This window comes from Oscillatoria salina IIICB1 (assembly GCF_020144665.1).
Lineage (GTDB): Bacteria > Cyanobacteriota > Cyanobacteriia > Cyanobacteriales > SIO1D9 > IIICB1.
In genome coordinates, this window is record NZ_JAAHBQ010000073.1 from 18,347 (window position 1) to 35,646 (window position 17,300).

Annotated in this window: 12 protein-coding genes; 4 read left to right on the forward strand and 8 right to left on the reverse strand. The window is 40.8% G+C overall.

All coding sequences use genetic code 11. The features are described 5' to 3' along the window. Window positions 1–430: 430 nt before the first annotated feature. From G3T18_RS19400 to G3T18_RS19410, 3 genes are all read right to left on the reverse strand, one after another. Window positions 431–1,771: a TldD/PmbA family protein gene (locus G3T18_RS19400; protein ID WP_224412238.1), complete on the reverse strand. Its 1,341-nt coding sequence runs from the start codon at window positions 1,769–1,771 to the stop codon at window positions 431–433. Window positions 1,772–1,839: 68 nt separating this feature from the next. Next, the gene (locus G3T18_RS19405) at window positions 1,840–3,312 is read right to left on the reverse strand and encodes a TldD/PmbA family protein (RefSeq protein WP_224412239.1); all 1,473 of its coding nucleotides are present in this window, start codon (window positions 3,310–3,312) and stop codon (window positions 1,840–1,842) included. Window positions 3,313–3,478: 166 nt separating this feature from the next. Further along, window positions 3,479–5,047 carry a diguanylate cyclase domain-containing protein gene (locus G3T18_RS19410; protein ID WP_224412240.1) on the reverse strand — a complete coding sequence of 523 codons (1,569 nt, stop codon included), beginning with the start codon at window positions 5,045–5,047 and terminating at the stop codon, window positions 3,479–3,481. A gap of 502 nt (window positions 5,048–5,549) precedes the next feature. On the opposite strand from G3T18_RS19410, the gene G3T18_RS19415 reads away from it, so the two are divergent. Then, on the forward strand, window positions 5,550–7,508 hold the full coding sequence (locus tag G3T18_RS19415) for an aconitate hydratase (RefSeq protein WP_224412241.1): 1,959 nt from the start codon (window positions 5,550–5,552) through the stop codon (window positions 7,506–7,508). 70 nt (window positions 7,509–7,578) lie between these two features. Further along, entirely contained in the window at window positions 7,579–7,803 is a 225-nt protein-coding gene (locus tag G3T18_RS19420; RefSeq protein WP_224412242.1) for a type II toxin-antitoxin system MqsA family antitoxin, read from the forward strand. A 162-nt stretch (window positions 7,804–7,965) separates the two neighbouring features. Here the strand turns inward: G3T18_RS19420 and G3T18_RS19425 are convergent, their stop codons facing one another. From G3T18_RS19425 to G3T18_RS19435, 3 genes are all read right to left on the reverse strand, one after another. After that, entirely contained in the window at window positions 7,966–8,181 is a 216-nt protein-coding gene (locus G3T18_RS19425; protein WP_224412243.1) for a hypothetical protein, read from the reverse strand. 75 nt (window positions 8,182–8,256) lie between these two features. Next, entirely contained in the window at window positions 8,257–9,174 is a 918-nt protein-coding gene (locus tag G3T18_RS19430) for a metallophosphoesterase family protein (protein WP_224412244.1), read from the reverse strand. A gap of 88 nt (window positions 9,175–9,262) precedes the next feature. Further along, entirely contained in the window at window positions 9,263–11,329 is a 2,067-nt protein-coding gene (locus tag G3T18_RS19435) for a cation:proton antiporter (protein ID WP_224412245.1), read from the reverse strand. A 370-nt stretch (window positions 11,330–11,699) separates the two neighbouring features. Between G3T18_RS19435 and G3T18_RS19440 the strand changes: the two genes are divergently transcribed. Then, complete coding sequence (locus G3T18_RS19440; RefSeq protein WP_224412246.1) at window positions 11,700–12,482, forward strand: glucosamine-6-phosphate deaminase; 783 nt, start codon at window positions 11,700–11,702, stop codon at window positions 12,480–12,482. A 72-nt stretch (window positions 12,483–12,554) separates the two neighbouring features. Here G3T18_RS19440 and G3T18_RS19445 read toward each other — a convergent pair whose 3' ends face one another. Continuing rightward, window positions 12,555–13,409: an endonuclease/exonuclease/phosphatase family protein gene (locus G3T18_RS19445; protein ID WP_224412247.1), complete on the reverse strand. Its 855-nt coding sequence runs from the start codon at window positions 13,407–13,409 to the stop codon at window positions 12,555–12,557. Between the two features lie 355 nt (window positions 13,410–13,764). Beyond that, entirely contained in the window at window positions 13,765–15,600 is a 1,836-nt protein-coding gene (locus G3T18_RS19450) for a glycoside hydrolase family 10 protein (protein WP_224412248.1), read from the reverse strand. A gap of 373 nt (window positions 15,601–15,973) precedes the next feature. Between G3T18_RS19450 and G3T18_RS19455 the strand changes: the two genes are divergently transcribed. Then, window positions 15,974–17,296 carry a serine/threonine-protein kinase gene (locus tag G3T18_RS19455; protein ID WP_224412249.1) on the forward strand — a complete coding sequence of 441 codons (1,323 nt, stop codon included), beginning with the start codon at window positions 15,974–15,976 and terminating at the stop codon, window positions 17,294–17,296. The last annotated feature ends 4 nt before the right edge of the window (window positions 17,297–17,300 follow it).

Consider the following 17,300-nt stretch of genomic DNA (forward strand, 5'->3'; position numbering starts at 1 on the left):
CAGTATAGGTACTGAAAAGTTAAAGAATTTTTTATAATTAAAGAATAATTGATTAATTGTTATTTAGTTAAAGAGAAATAGATCGCGTCATCTGAATTGGGCGAATTCAAGGATTTCGGCTTGGATGTATAATTTACTACTTTAATTTTCATTAGCAATAGCGATATTTATCGTCTAATTCCCAGAATAACAATCCAAGTCTTGTTTATATTTGACTATATTTTAGACTAGACAATTGTGCGTCCGGGATTGATGGTGAGGGTACAGGTAAATACCGAGATGATTTTCCGGGTAGCGATCGCACCTCGAAACGGAAAATCAAGGAGTGCTAATATAACAGACAAATGCGATCGCTGCGAGCGGGAGCAGGAAAAAGAACATTTCTCAAACCTTACCCGCTCGCAAGACGCTTTCGCAAGAAACTAACAACTTATTCGCCCGTAATTGAGAGTGAATCAACCCAAATTCGGGGACAAACTCCTCCGGGAGTCAATTCTAAATCCGACTCGACAAAAATAATTGATTTCAGCAATTCCAACCAATCTCCCGCCACCGTTGCCGAATCAATACTGGTGAATTTTCCTTGTTCGACAATCCAACCATCAAAAGGTAGCGAAAATGAACCTTGGAGAGCATTAACCCCTGCATGAAGTGCTTGTAAATCATCAATTAAAATCACATTCTCAGCATCTTCTAAACGATATACTTGCGGTGCAGGTTTGCCAGGAAAAACATGATAAAAATTCGAGCTAACTGTTACTTTAGCGCCGATGTTAGCGTTTCCTGTGGGTTGAGTATTCAGCCGTTTTGCCGTTCCCGCACTATGAAGAAAATTGGTTAAAACACCATCGGTAATAATGGGTACGCGACGGGTGGGCGTACCTTCACCGTCAAAAGTTTCCGCAGCTACATTATCTGGATGCCAAGCATCATCGCACACAGAAAGTAAACGAGAAGCAATTTCTTGTCCTAAAGATTCTGGAGTAGAAAGACTTTGGTTGTCAAGGATTTTTTGGGCGTTAAATAAATTAGAAAAAGCAGCTAACAAACTTAAGAAAGCATCGCCAGAAAAGACAACTCGATACTTACCAGACTTAATTTTGCGGTAGTTAAGATGGCTAATAGTTTTTGCGGCAGTTTCTTGGAGACAACCTTGAATATCCAAATTATCTAAACTGCGGCTAACTTTAAAGCTACCAGCAGAGCGAGGTTTTTTGCCTTCGACTTCGGTTTTGCTGTACAAATAGATCGAAGCGTAAGAGCGAGCTTCATTACGCATCGCCCCATCGCTGTTGAGATAAAAGCGATCGCGTTCTTGTTGTGCTAAACCGTTATAAGGGACTCCTTTAATCGCTGGATGAGCTTCTAAAAGTTGTTTTTCAGTCGCGATGAGCTTATCGATTAAAGTTGACACAGGTGCAGAAGCTGCTTTTTCATTGGAGATCTCCCTAGTCGGAGCCATAGCTTCGGGACTAAAATCAGGTATATTCTCCTTCACCCCGTAGAAACTCGCCTCATAGGCAGTTTTCAAAGCTAATTCTATTCCTTGGGGGTCAACATCTGTCGTCGAAGTTACACCCATCGTATTATTTTCGTTCCAAACCCGAACGATCGCACTCGAACGATTAGAAGCTTTGACTTGTTTCGGTTCGCCCTGGTCTACTTGTACTCTAGTTTCATCTACAGAGGAACCGTAGATATCAAACTTTTTGATACCTTGTTTGTGAGCGATTTCTTCAGCCTGGGTTGCTAGTTCTTTAATTTGAACCATTGTCAATAAAAAATCTTGTTTGAGTAACTTTTCTACCGCCCGCTTGCGGATTTTTGGTTGTAATGGGCTTACCTACCACCAACAGTAATCGAATCAACCTTCAAATGGGGTTGTCCCACGGTAACGTAAATACTACCGCTCACCGAACCACAGAAACCAGCAGCCAAGCCCAAATCTTGAGAACACATCGAAATCTTATTCATAATTTCGGTTGCTTCGCCAATCAAAGTTGCTCCCTTAAGAGGTTTCGTTACCTGACCATTTTCAATCAAATAAGCCTCAGAAACGCCAAAATTAAACTCGCCTGTAGCCCCGACGCTACCACCGCCCATTTTCTTACAGTAAATTCCTTTATCGATTGAGGCAAATAAATCCTCAACCGCGTAATCACCAGGCGCAATATAAGTATTTCGCATCCTCGATGCCGCCGCATAGGTATAATTTTGACGGCGACCGCTTCCAGTTCGCGGATGTCCAGTACGCATCGAACCCGCACGGTCTGCTAAGAAATTCTTCAAAACGCCATTTTCAATCAATAACGTTCTTTGGGCTGGCATACCTTCGTCGTCCATATCGATTGTACCGAAGGCATGGTCAGAAAGTCCTTCATCCCAAGCAGTTAAGCTTTCATGAGCAATTTTTTCGCCTTTTTTATCGCTAAAAGGAGTTGATTTCCGCTCGATTTGGGTGGTTTCGAGCAAATGTCCGCAAGCTTCGTGGAAAATCACACCACCAAACTGATTTGCCATGATAATCGGGTAAGTTCCCGATTCGACGTAATCAGCATAAAGCATTTTTCCGGCAGACTCAGCTACTTCTTCCGCCGCCGCTTGATAGTTCCAATTACGCAAAAATCCGGGGTCGCTGGTATTGCCTTCCCGATGACTCATCGAAGCCCGATGCGCGCCATCAGCGCAAAGCAAATTATAACCTACCGATTGAGTCAGGCGAATATCGCGAGCAAAAGTACCATCACTAGCTGCAACCAAAATTTCTTGCCAATCGCGGAAATAGCGAGCTTGTCTTGATTGTACGCGATTGGCTTTTTGATGCAAAGCTGCATTGGCATCGAGGAGAAGTTCGCCCATTTCAGCAATGGTACTAGACTGAGATAGCCAGGTTTCTTTTCCTTTGGCTTTGGTATAATCCCTCAGCAGTTCTAAGTTAACTTCGCTAATGTAAGCATTTGGTCCAGGTAGTTGCAATCCGAGAATCGAAAGTCCTTTTTCTAAAGCTGCTTTTAAACCAGAAAATGATAAATCGTTCGTACTGACGTAGCAGTCAGCTTTACCCCGAAACACTCTCACTCCTGCACCTGTAGACAGACTAGGGGTGATACTGGTAATCGTGTCATCTTCCGCCAGACAGCTAATGTAGTGGACTCGTTCGAGGAAAAATTCGATCGCGTCTGCACCGGCGGCACGTCCTAATCCGAGTAACGTAGAGAGGGGAGCCTGCCAACTTTCGTCAAATCTTTCTTTTGTTGCTGTGTATTGTAAATTAGGCAGTTCTTTGGTTATCAGTAAAGCGGTTGACGGCATATTTTGCTTCCTTAGAGGAGACTAATACTATTATCTCTTGACCTTAATTTAGTTTAGCAACTGATTTAAACTAGGTTCAACTTTGAGGATCGGTTTTCCGCTTCTAGTTACGGATTAGTTAGTCTTTTCTTTGATTTCGCTTGCGCATTGGTGATTTTCTTAATTTTTACTTCTCACGGTTTTGGGAATCATTGCCGAGCAATTTTTTCTGCACGACTCGATTTCTTCCCTGTTTTTTGGCTTGATAAAGTACCTCATCAGCCAAAGCGACCAAGGCTGAACTATTAAAGTCAAGAGTAGGAATTTTACTAACCACACCTAAACTCAAAGTTACATATTTACTAACTGGAGACTGTTGGTGAATTATTTTTAAATTTTCTACTGATAAACGAATATTTTCGGCAATACAAACCGCCGCTTCGGCATCAGTATTTGACAAAATTACGGCAAATTCTTCGCCACCATAACGAGCGACTAAATTCCCCGGTTTTTTGAGATTATTTTCAATTGCTCGAGCAACTTTTTTTAAACAATCATCTCCAGCGAGATGACCATAGGTATCGTTATAATTTTTGAAAAAATCAACGTCACAAAAAACGAGAGATAAAGGTGATTTTTCGCGAAACATCCGCCGCCATTCACTATGTAAATAATCCTCAAATTTGCGGCGGTTAGCAACTCCAGTTAAACCATCAATGTTAGCAATTCGTTGCAGTTCTTGATTTACCTCTAAGATAGCTGCTTCAGCCTTTTTGCGTTGAATGAGCGAACCTAATTGCTCGGCCACTGCTTGGACTAATTCAACTAAACGCGGTTCTGATTTTAGAGGATTTTGCTTGTAGAAAACTATAATTGCTAAGACAAGATTGTCAACAATAATTGGCACGCCAAAAGTTGCTTTTAAGCCAACTTTTTTCGCTATTTGAGAACGAACGCAAACTTTCTTAGATACATTAGAAACGTCTTCCAGCCATTCTGGTTGCTGGGATGACCAAATCCTACCTGGAAGTCCCACATTAGGAGCAAAAGTTAGCTTTTCGCTTTTTTGTCGAAATATTTCTAGAGAGGGATTCAGTCCATACCAACCTCGACTTGATTCGAGTATACCTCGTCGTTCGTTGGGTATCCAAGCTTCGCCAAAATCCCAATTAATTATTTCACAAACTTGACGCAAAGTTACTTCTAAAGCGGCATGAAAATCGGGGGAGTTACCGATTGCTTTACTGGTAGTTAATAAAAAGCGAATTTCAGCCTCTACTCGTTTTCTTTCTTCAATTTCTTGTTGCAGAATTTGGTTTTGTAATGCCAGTTTACGAGCTTGTTCTTGAAGCTTAATTTGTAAGTTTTGTCGAGCGAGCTGATTTTCAACACGCGCCAAAACTTCGGGAAATTGAAACGGTTTAGTAATATAATCAGAACCACCTACCTGAAAAGCTTTTACTTTATCTTCTGCTTCGTGGAGCGCGCTCAAAAAAATTATCGGTATTTCACTGGTTTGTGGATCTGCTTTCAATTGTTTGCAAACTTCAAAGCCGTTAATTTCCGGCATATTAATATCTAGTAAGATCAGTTCGGGACGTGCAGTTTTAGTTACGTTTAAAGCGAGTTGCCCGTTAATAGCTTTGCGGACTTTATATCCTTGTGCAACGAGCATAGTAGCTAAAAGTCGTAAATTATTAGGATTGTCATCTACAATTAAAAGGTCGCCTTTGGCTGGTAACTTCTCGTGGTTCATTGAGAGTTATTTGCTACTGATTAATCCACTACAAAAAGTTAAACTTGAGTTTGCTGACAATTACAATATAGCAATAATAGGTAAAAATTATTCAGAAAGAGCAGAAAAAAAGCGATCGCGTAACTATTCGTTGGGTTTGTCTGGGTGATTTCCAACACAATTTGACTCCTGGAATGAGCGAAAGTGAGAAATTTTCTCAAACTACAAGATACCTTTCGGGTGCTGGCGCTACTGGGTCAATCGCGGCTGCTTGACATATTTTACTCTAAGTTCTCTATTCTCGCGACCGACGATGTTTAACTAAAATTTTGACCATTACCCACCAACTTGAGGCTTTTCCCAATCAGAGCTAAATTTGTGGGCTAATTTCGTTTCGATTAGCAGGAAAAAACTGAATTATCCTCATTCCGGAAGATGTGAATCTGGGCAGTTTCTGACATCTTAATTTTTAGGCGAATTGAAAAATCAATTCTGTTATCGTTTGCTGACAAATAAAATCCTCATGAGTTTAAACGTTACCCAAAAGTTAATTAAATCTCACCTTGTTTCCGGTTCCCTAACACCAGGAGAAGAAATCGGACTGAAAATTGACCAATCTTTAACCCAGGATGCCACGGGAACAATGGTGATGCTAGAGTTGGAAGCAATGGGATTAGAGCGGGTAAAAACTGAGCTTTCGGCGCAATATGTCGATCATAATTTATTACAAACTGACTATAAAAATGCTGACGATCATTTATTTCTCAGGTCTGCTTGTCAGCGTTTTGGTGTTTGGTATAGTCGCCCCGGGAACGGTATTTCCCACGCAGTTCACATGGAACGTTTTGGAATTCCGGGGAAAACTTTAATCGGTTCAGATAGTCATACTCCGGCGGCTGGGGGAATGGGAATGCTGGCTTTTGGGGCTGGCGGAATTGATGTGGCTTTGGCGATGGCTGGCGAACCAATGTATGTGAAAATGCCGCAAGTTTTGGGCGTAAAATTAACGGGAAAATTGCCTGATTGGGTTAGTGCTAAAGATGTAATTTTGGAGATGTTGCGCCGTTATGATGTAGATGGTGGCAGGGGTAAAATTATTGAATATTACGGTCCGGGATTAGAATGTTTGAGTGCAATGGATCGTCATGTAATTGCGAATATGGGTACCGAATTAGGCGCGACGACGACAGTTTTTCCCTCAGATTTAGAGATAAAACGCTTTCTGAAATCTCAAGGCAGAGAGTCAGATTGGCTGGAAATTGTCGCTGATGAAAATGCAGAATACGATCTACATGAAGAGATTAATCTTTCCGAGTTAGTACCTTTAATTGCTTGTCCTTCTTCTCCTGGGAATGTAGTTCCAGTTCGCGAAGTTGAGGGACGAGAAGTTAATCAAGTGGTGATTGGTTCTTCTGCTAACCCCGGACTGCGAGATTTTTGGATTGTCAGTCAAATTGTGAAAGGAAAAGTCAGTTGCGATCGCACTTCGTTTGATGTTAATCCTACTTCTCGTCAAGTCATTGAAAATCTGGCGGCGATGGGAGACGCATTTTTGGATTTAATCCATGCAGGGGCGCGTTTTCACCAAGCTGGCTGTCTCGGCTGTATCGGAATGGGACAAGCCCCTGCTTCTCATCAAATATCCTTGCGGACGATGCCCCGCAATTTTCCGGGACGTTCGGGTACTGCGGACGATCGAGTTTATTTGTGTAGTCCGGAAACGGCTGCGGCTGCGGCTTTGACTGGGAAAATTACCGATCCTCGCGATTTGGAAAAACTGTATAACATGAGTTATCCCCAATTCGTCGCCCCAGAAGCGGAAATTGTCAATACTGAGATGTTGGTTCCACCCCCAGAAGATGGTAGCCAAATCGAGTTAGAAAAAGGACCGAATATTAAGTCTTTCCCGGAATTTGACTCGTTATGCGATCGCGCTGAAGTTCCTGTCTTACTGAAAGTGGGAGATAATATTTCCACTGACGAGATTATGCCTGCTGGGGCGCGAGTTTTGCCTTTCCGCAGTAACATTCCTGGGATTAGTCAATTTGTCTATTATTTGATGGATGAAACCTTCTCCGAACGGGCAAAAACAGCGCAAGAAAAAGCAGGTGGTCACATTATCATTGCTGGAGACAATTACGCCCAAGGTTCCAGTCGCGAACACGCGGCGATCGCACCTCGCTATCTCGGACAAATTGCTGTTTTAGCTAAGTCTTATGCTCGCATAGGTTGGCAAAATTTAGTTAATTTTGGGATCGTCCCTTTAGAATTTGTTAACCCTGATGACTACAATACAATCGATGAAGGAGACACGATTGAAATTTCTGGTTTGCGTGAAGCTGTGAAAGAGAAAAAAGACCTTACTGTCAAGAATCTCAAGAAACAACACTCCTACCAAGTTACTCACTCCCTCAGCGATCGCCAAATCGATCTTCTCCTCTCTGGAGGCGTAATTAACTACTACAAAGCTAAACTAGCTTAGGATAAAAAGACATGGCATTTTTTCATCAATGCTGTGTCTCATCTCTACTAACTTTAAGAAGATAAAACTTATGCAGTGTGTAATTTGTAAACATGGTGAAACTCAACCCGGACAAGCAACTGTTACTTTAGAAAGAGATTCTTCTCTAGTGGTTTTGAAACAAGTACCAGCAGAAATTTGCGCTAATTGTGGAGAGTATTACTTAAGCGAGTCTGTAACTGAAGAAGTTTTACAAATAGCAGAAGAAGCTATAAGCAAAAAAGTGGAAGTACAAATTCTTAAATATGCGGCTTAAAATCAAACAAATTATTTAATTTCCAACCAAAAAGTACACTAGCCACCAAGGTTGTATATAATCTCTTCAAAATTATAATATTTACTTCCGAGACACGGTATATTTCTTGAGCAAAAAAACCGTGTCTCTAGAAATTAATTCAGCTTATCCAGCCCAAATTACCTAAACATTGCCATAATAAATTACCGCCAAAATCAAGATAATTGTCAACGGAATTAACGAAAAAGCAATCCCAAACTTCCAAGAAGGTGTTTTTGCGGGAGTCAAGACATCTTCACCAGGTTCTGGACTTTCATTATGACTTCTGTGTCTTTGTAGTTCTTCTTGTTCCATAACAGCTATATTTTTCAATTCATCTGCTGTCCATGTTCGCGTCAATTCCCACAAATAACCTCAAGCTAGAGGACTATTAACAAAGATAGAACCACCCACATTTGTGAAAATAATCTGTATTTATTGCCGCAAAATTATCCCTCGATCGAAAATAGTTCCATCCGTACCAATACCCTTAACCACAATTAAATCTGGATAAACATCATAAGCAGCAAAACTCAAACGAGAGGCTGAATATGCAGTCCAACTCGAACGTTCTACAGGTCGAGTTCCGCCACCTGCACCGGAAATTAAATAAGTTGTACCGTCAATTGAATTAGTCCGTTCGTAGTGATGTTCGTGACCATTTATATACAATTGTACGCCATATTTTTTAAATAACGGTGTTAATTTTGGCACTAAAGTTTTATTAAAGCCGTATGCACCGGAAGCATACAATTGATGATGACCAAAGACCACTTTCCAAGCTGCATTGCTACGACTTAATTCGGTTTCTAACCAAGCTAATTCTGTTTCCCAATCAGCATTACCATTCGTATCAAGCGCAAAATATTGCACTGGGTCGGTACGAAATGTATAATAACGCTGTCCCTGCATATTAAAGTTAGGATAAAGGGTTTGCGGGACGCCATTTTCGGTGCGAATATCATGATTTCCTAAACTAGCTTGAAACTTTACTTTTTGCTCTAATAAAAATTGATAGGGACGCTCAAAAACTAAATTTATTTTCTCAATTTCGCCGTTGTTGTAAATATTATCTCCTGCCATAATTACCAGAGGAAAAGGATTTTGCTGGTAATATTGATTCATCGCTTTAGCAACCGCATATTGACCTTCTGCACCAGTTCCAGTATCGCCTATAGAAACAAAGCGTAGTAATGGTTCTTCAGCCGGAATTTCTATCTCTGAGTTCAACAATTCAGCCGCAGAATTGGCTGTGGTAATAGAGTTAGCATTGGCAAGTATTTTACCTAAGCCAGCGAAAGTTAACCCACCTAGGGTACTAATAATTAAGAATTTGCGACGTTTAATTTTCATCGGTAGTTTTTGTTAAGAGGACTTAGGTGAAATTGACGAGTAGTTATCAGTGACCAGCTACCAGTTTACCCTACAATTCTCCCAATCGCTAATCCCCTTTCCCCAAGTTAGAATGAGGTTCACCAAATAAAATTAGGGAAGTTTGCAGCGAGTTAATTACTTCTGTGGTTACGTCGCTAACAGCTAATCCTCCCGCAGTGCGACGACGCTTCGATCGCATCACGATCGCGTCTGTAGTCTCCGCTTCCCTTAAAATTACTGTGGGGACATTATCGTGGCTAATAACTTTCACCTCAGTGTTAAGAAATTTGGAGAATTCTGTTTCAATTGCTGTTATTTGTGCTAAAGAAGTTTGTGGCGGACAAACGTGCAAAACAGTCACTTTTCCCTGGTTAGTATCAGCCAAAAGTTGAGCAAATCTGACTGTGCGTACTGTTTGGGGAGTTAAGTTTTTGACAGGAACTAAAATTTGAGTGAGATAAATTGGTTCCTTGAGTAAGCGTAGCACGGCAACGGGACAATGGGAAGCCCAAAGGACGCGATCGATGACGTTACCAAAAAGACGCGATCGCAGATCGATTTCTTCACTCCAACCCATGACAATTAAACTAGCATCTTCTTCGCGTGCTAGCAGTGTAATTCCTTGGGCTACGTCGTCAGCAATTCGTAAAATTGGCTTGGCTTCAACATTAAATTCGGCGCTAATTTCTGTGGCTTTTTTTAACAATTGACGACAATGTTGTAAACTTATTACTAATTCTGGGTCATCCAAATTACCGCGATTTTCAGCTACAGATAGCGGCACAATTTTCCCTAATTCATGACTGGCTACTAATGCCGCCATTTCAATCAAATCTCTTTCTGTTTGCGGGTTAGAAACGGGAACAATCACGTTAAATTCATTAGTTATTATCTCTGTTCCTTCCTGTCGCTTCTCCCACCATAATAAAGATTTTTTATTGTCTAATTTTGGCTGGGTTTGAGGTAGTTTGGGGGCAAATTTAGCTGTTAACATTGGTCCGAGAATTGCCGTCACCAACATTAAGACAATTACACCGTTAAACACTGCTTTGGTTAACAAACCAACTTGATAGCCAACTAAGGCTGCGGCTAAAGTTGCTGCTACTTGCGGCAGAGATAAAGACCACATTACCATTGTCTCGTTCCAATTGTAGCGATAAAGCAATTTTGTTAGCAAGGCGGCGAGAAATTTACTAACAATTAATCCTAAGACAATAGCTACAGTTAAAGCCAAGCTAGTTGTTAAGCTTTCCGCAAAAGCGGGTAAATCTAAAAGTAACCCCATATCGATAAAGAAAAAAGGAATAAATAAGACGCTGCCGACAAATTCTACCTTTTCTTTTACTGGAGATTTACCTACTACTTCGTTAATCGCTAAACCTGCTAAAAATGCCCCGACGATTTTATCAATATTGATGATTTGGGCGCCAACTGAAGCAATAAAAACTACTAACAAAATGAACAAAAATTGATTGCTTTCTTCATCTCCCGTGCGACGAAAATATTCTTTTCCAGCTTTAGCAAAACCGAATAAAATTAGTGCTGAGTAAATAGCCAAAAAACCTAATTGAATGCTCAAACTGTAGACTGAAAATTCACCAGCGTTAATCGAAACGCAAATAGCTAGCACTAATAACGCACTAATATCGGTAAAAATTGTCGCCCCAATGGTGACAATAACAGATTCGGCATCTACTAATCCTAAACGCTGAATAATTGGATAACCTAAAAGGGTGTGAGATGCAAATAAAGAGCCAATTAAAATTGACGCATTGACCCCAAATCCAAATGTTAATCCGACTAAACTGCCGATAATTAACGGTATAGCAAATGTAAAAAATCCAAATGCTAAGGAACGATTTTTGTTTTGCCGAAATTGCTGTAAATCTATTTCTAAACCGGCGACAAACATTAAGTAAATTTTGCCAATGTCTGATAGCAGTTGCATTGTCTCACTGTCGGAACTAATTAAGTTTAAACCGCTACCACCAAGCACTACTCCTGCTACTAACAAACCTACTAATCCTGGTAGCCTTAGTTTTTCAAACCAAGGGGGAATAGTGAAAATTACTAGTAGCAGAATAGTAAAGGAAACTAAGGGATTTTTTGACAACCATTCCTGTATTAATTCCATATCACCTTTGCAATTTGGGATTCTAGCTTGATTAATTAATTTATCTAACTCAATCGCGATCGAGTTAGAATTGATTTATCTGAAATTAGGCAATTGTAGCGGTTTGTTAGCTCTTTTCCGTGATAAGAATTAGCTATTGCTGAATCTTATTTGCTCTTGTTTCCTTAATTCCTTAAGTTTTGTAACTGTCATGGTAAGTTAAAGTAAATATATGATATTGCAGTACTTGGTTCTCGATCGCGCTAGTCAAACTCGGTGTCGGTAGTTAGTAGCGATCGCGGATTTATGTATCTCCTGTGTGGTAAAAACTTTTCTCTTAATTAAATATACCTCTGGCGAACCAATTTGTATCCTCATTGACAACATAACTATGTCTTATCTCAACCCACAGCCGACCAAAACTTTAACTATCGATTCTTTGGCTGTAGCCATTTATAAAAGTCCCACCAAACTAGCACAGGCGGCGGCGCAAACGGTGCAAAACTATTTACAGGATGTTTTGAGTCAAAAAGAGAAAGCCAGGGTAGTCTGGGCGACAGGAAGCTCGCAAATCAAATTTTTGGCAGCTTTAACTGCTTTGGGAGGTGTAAACTGGAATCGTGTCACCTGTTTTCATTTAGACGAATATTTGGGAATAAAAGCGACACATCCGGGTAGTTTTCGTTATTATTTACAGGAAAAGGTCGAAAATATCGTTAAACCGGGGAAATTTGCTTATCTAGAAGGTGACACAAATGAACCATTACAGGAATGCGATCGCTACGCTAAACTTATTCAAGCACAACCGATCGACCTTTGTTTTCTCGGAGTTGGTGAAAACGGACATTTAGCTTTCAATGAACCTTATTTAGCCGATTTTAACGACCCCTATCCGGTCAAACTGGTAAAGTTAACTAAGGAGACTCGTCAGCAACAAGTAGCTACAGGATATTTTCCCAAACTTGCGGCTGTACCCAAGTATGCTTTTACACTTACCATCCCGACAATTTTATCAGCCCGGAAAATTATTTGTCTCGCACCAAAACAACGGAAAAATTCGATTGTTAGAGAGATGCTAACAGGAAAAATTAGTTCCGCTTGTCCGGCTTCGTTTCTACGACGACAAACTAATGCTACCCTATTTTTGGATACAGAAGCTGCGAGTTTACTTTAATCTCGATAAAATTCTCCAGATGTTATCGAGAAATGTTACATTTTAGGATTTTCGAGCGGATTCTCGGCTAATCTAAGCTTGGTAGGTAAGATTTCCCAATAAACCAAAATGATCTGAAGGAAAAACATTGGGTAATTCTGGTGAAATTGGTTCTCTACCGAGCAGTTTAATTGTGTTTGCTTGCCAACCAGGATATGATGAACGAAGTAAGATGCGATCGAAGCGTACTTGCTTGGCTTTTCCTTTCTGCTCTAACCGCATAATATTAATATCAGTATCTTCGGTGTAACCTGCTTCATCACTTCGCAAAACTGACCAAAGATCCTGATAGCTACGGTCAATTTTAGCATTTTCCTCAGTCCAAGAAGAACAAAAATTGAAATCTCCCATTAAAACAGCATAATCTGCATTTTCCATCAGGGGAAATATTTTTGCAAGTTGTCTTTCTCGTCGAGAAGCGAAATATTTTTTGCTTTCCAAATGAACTACACCAATTTGGAATCTTTCTTCATTGATAGATAAACTTGCTACTACCAATTTTCGGTACATCGAACTCGGTAGTTCGTACAAAGCTAGCTGATGAATGGGAATTTTTGAGAGGAGAATAATCCCATAGGGTGTCACAGTTTTTCCCGTAGAGTCGGAAATGTAGTAATTTTCTCTTACCCATTTTTTTTGCAAAACTAGCTGCAAAAAGCTTGGGGTTACTTCTTGTAAACCAATGACATCAGCCGCACAATTTTTGACGATCTTCAATAAGACTTTAGCACGTTCTTGGTGATAGTAATCGTCATACCAGACATTGAAAGTTACCAACCTAAGTTGATTCACTTGGATATTACCAAAATTCCCTTGCTCATCAACCCATAACTGCTGTTCTTGATTAAATCTTTTCGGTTTCAGTTCGACTACTGAATTTAACTCCATTAGAATAACTTTTAATTAGCAATATTTTTAACCCGACCCTACAGGAGCGCACCTTTTCCATTATCTAGATAATAACACCAAATCTAGATGAGCACAAGCCTTTTTCCCTAAAAAAATGCTTGCCCCAAATAACCGACGAGACAAGCATCAAAACTCACAAAAAAAGCGATTCACCTCTAGTAACTCAACACAGTCATTATCAGCAAATCTAAACCAAACCCAAAAATCTTTGCGCTTTCCCTTTGCGCCTTTGCGCGAACCTCCCCCTATAGGAGCGCACCTTTTCCATTATCTAAATAATAAACCAAAACCAACAATTTAGCAAGCACTTACTAAACATAACCAAGCCTAATTCTTAACTCGGTTTCCAGCCCGTCAAAACATTCGGACGTTCAGCCTCCGCAGCAAACATTTTCTCGATCGCAGCTTGACGTTGAGTAGGCGTTTCTGACGTATAATTCCACAAACTTTCGTAGAAGAAAAACGACACCCCAGCAAAACCCTTATTCCGGACAATTTCCACTTGCCTTGCAATTTGAGAAAAAGGCACATTACGACCCTTTAAACCAGACAAAATGCCCACTGCGACAGGAATATGCAACCTAGCAGCTTCCATTTCCGGTTGATTTAATTCCCGAACAAAACGCTCGTAATCATCCCGATAAACTTGGACGATCAACTCTTCAATCAAACCCAATCGTTCCCACTTTTCCCAATCGAGAAGAAAATACTCCAAAGAATACTCTTGAGGATTAGGAGAAACCGAAATTAACGCCGTTGGCTGACTATCTTTAACCGCCCGAAAAACCTCTGCCATATATTCAGTAATTTTATCAGCCCGCCAGCGAATCCATTCAATATTTTTTTCATCACTAGGAGGATTTCTGCCCGCGTGTTCTTGGCGATAAAGATTAATCGTATAATCGTCATAGCCAAAATCATAAGGAAAGCCAAAATGGTCATCTAATTGAATGCCATCAAGATCGTAATTAGCGACAATTTCTACTAGCAAATCAGTAATAAACTTTTGTACTTCGGGATTAAGGGGATTAAGCCAAACTCGTTCAAGTCTGCCACCTTCCAACCAAATCGTACTTCCATCTTGACGCTTAGTTAACCACTGTGGATGACGCTTAGCTAATTGTGACTCAGCAGGTGCCATAAAACCAAATTCAAACCAAGGAATTACCGCCAGATTTTGAGCGCGTGCTTCGGCAATAATTTCCTGGAGAAAATCCCTTCCTTGTAAACCAGCTTCCGGGTGAATTTGGCGCCCAATTACTGATTCAGCTACCGGGCTAGGATAAAGGGTATAACCGTCATTCCAGACTGTGGGGTAAAGAGTATTAAAATTTAACTCATTTAAACGTTTTACTGCGTCAGTAAGTTTATTCCTAGCAAACAAAACATCGCTATCAATATTAGTTAGCCAAACACCGCGCAACTCGGTACTAACTAGAGGAGTAACTTTCCCACCAGGAATATATTCCGCAGCAATTAAATTATTTTTTCCTAACCCTTGACAGACAAAAGCAGCTATTTCACCGCGAGTAGCAAACTGAGTTGGTTTGAGTTGTTTAACATTGGGGTAATTAACCACCAATTGCTTCTCAGTTGCAGCCGCGATCGCTGAGGTGGCATAATCAGGAATAGCACTAGCATCGAAGTAATTTTGGCTTAAAGTTTCGCTTACAGGTTGACTGGGAGTATATCCCAAACCTGAAGCTAAAGCTACTAAAGCTTGGACGCGAGGTATATTTTGAGTGGGACGAAAAATTTGTTGAGGATAGCCAGACAAAAAATTAGTTTGGTAAGCTTGACGAATGGCATTCGCTGCCCAATAATTACTAGTAACGTCGCGAAAATTGCCACCGCTACGAACTACAGGCGCATTAGGAAAGGCATTACTGACAATAGCAGCAAATTCGGCTCTCGAAACCGGTGAATTTGGGCGAAAACTGCCATCAGGATAACCACTAATAATTTTCTCCCGGGCGAGTTGCTGAATGCAAGTTTGCGCCCAATGTCCTTGAAGATCTTGGAGTTGGGTAGTTTGGGGATAACCAGTAAGAGGAAAAAAGACAGTCAGGGTGAAACTGAAAATGAGCAGAAACACTAACCAAGCTTTTCGCCCATACAAGCGACTAAAATGAACTAAGCTATCAGCAAAAGTGTTAGATAAAGTTTTCATCAAAAAGTAGATGTGAGTGACAAAATCGATCTCAGCCTTGATAGGCTATGGATTATGACTTGGGCAAAAGGATACAAGTTGCACCGCGATAAGTATACAATCGAGAGTAGACTGGGAAAAAGACGCTTTGGTGTTAGCGAAAAGGTAGAGCAGTTAAAGCGATTCTGCCCTTTTCCGTGCCAGAATGAAACATCGATCCTGCAAGACAACTAGCGATCGCGATCGCACAATTTTCGGCACTGTGGTAGATTTAGGGAAATTAATCAAATCTCCAACTTGACCGCTCGACAATCGCCAATCCCTACAAACACTTAACAATTAAATTGGTTTATCTATGCCAAAATAAACTTAGATTTCCTCACCAACAACAGCAATGAACTGGGCGATCGCACAGCAGTTACAAAACGGTAAATTCCTCATCGAAGCTATGCTACAACAAGATGGCTTCGGTGTCACTTACAAAGCCTTACATCGGCATTTGCACATCCCGGTAATTATCAAAACTACCGACCAATTTTTCCGCTACCATCCCGAATACCAAGAATACCTGAATCGCTTTATTCAAGAAGCCCATATCCTAGCTCAATTAGCCCAAGACGGTCATCCTAATTTGGTTCGTGTCTTAGACTTATTCGTCGAAGCCGACCATTATTGTCTGGTAACGGAATATGTCCAAGGGGAAAACCTATCTGCGCGAGTCAAACAACAAGGTGCATTGCCAGAAACAGAAGCTATTAAGTATATTGAGCAAGTAGCTCAAGCTTTAACTGTAGTCCATCAAGCGGGAATAGTTCATTGGAATGTCATTCCTGAGAACCTAATCCTGCGTCCCAATGGTAAAGTAGTCTTAAACGATTTTACTGCATCGGGAAGAATCGTCAAAGCCACAGCTTCCAAACCATTAGGTAGTTGTCCCTTCGCACCCTACGAAAAAATTATCGAAGGCAACCGTCAGCCTACTGTAGATATATACAGCCTTTCCGGTACGCTTTACTATTTGATCGCAGGTAAACTCCCAACCAACAGTCTTGCTCGAAAAATCAATAACGAAGAACTAATTCCACCTCAAAAACTCGCCTCCGTGAGTTATGCTGTCAACGAAGCGATCGTCCAGGGAATGGAATTAGAACCCAAAAATCGTCCCCAGTCAATGCAAGAATGGCTTTCACTCTTAACTAATACTCAGCAAGAAGACGATTTAAGCAGCGACAGAGGAATCAACTATACCACACTACGCGATTTCCTAGCCGCAGGTAAATGGCAAGAAGCAGACCGAGAAACCTGGCGAATTATGTCAAAAATAGCCAACCCAGACACAAATGACTGGCTAAAACCAGAAAACCTCGATAACTTTTCCTGCCTTGACTTATACACCATCGACCAACTGTGGCGGAAATATAGCAAAAAACGCTTCGGTTTCTCCATCCAAAAGCAAAGATATCAAAGCCTGGGCGGGAAGCAAGAGTGTAACCGCGAAATTTGGGCGAAATTCAGCGATACCGTAGGTTGGCGCGAAAACGATCGATGGTTATCCGAAAAAGAGTTAACTTATAACCTCAGCGCCCCATCCGGACATTTACCTTCTACTCCCTCCGGCTGGGTATACTTAATTGGACATCTTTACAATCGCCTGGAAACAGCCGCTTTCATGAAAATGGCGATCGAGCTTTTCTACCAAAAAATTGGTCGCATCTAACATT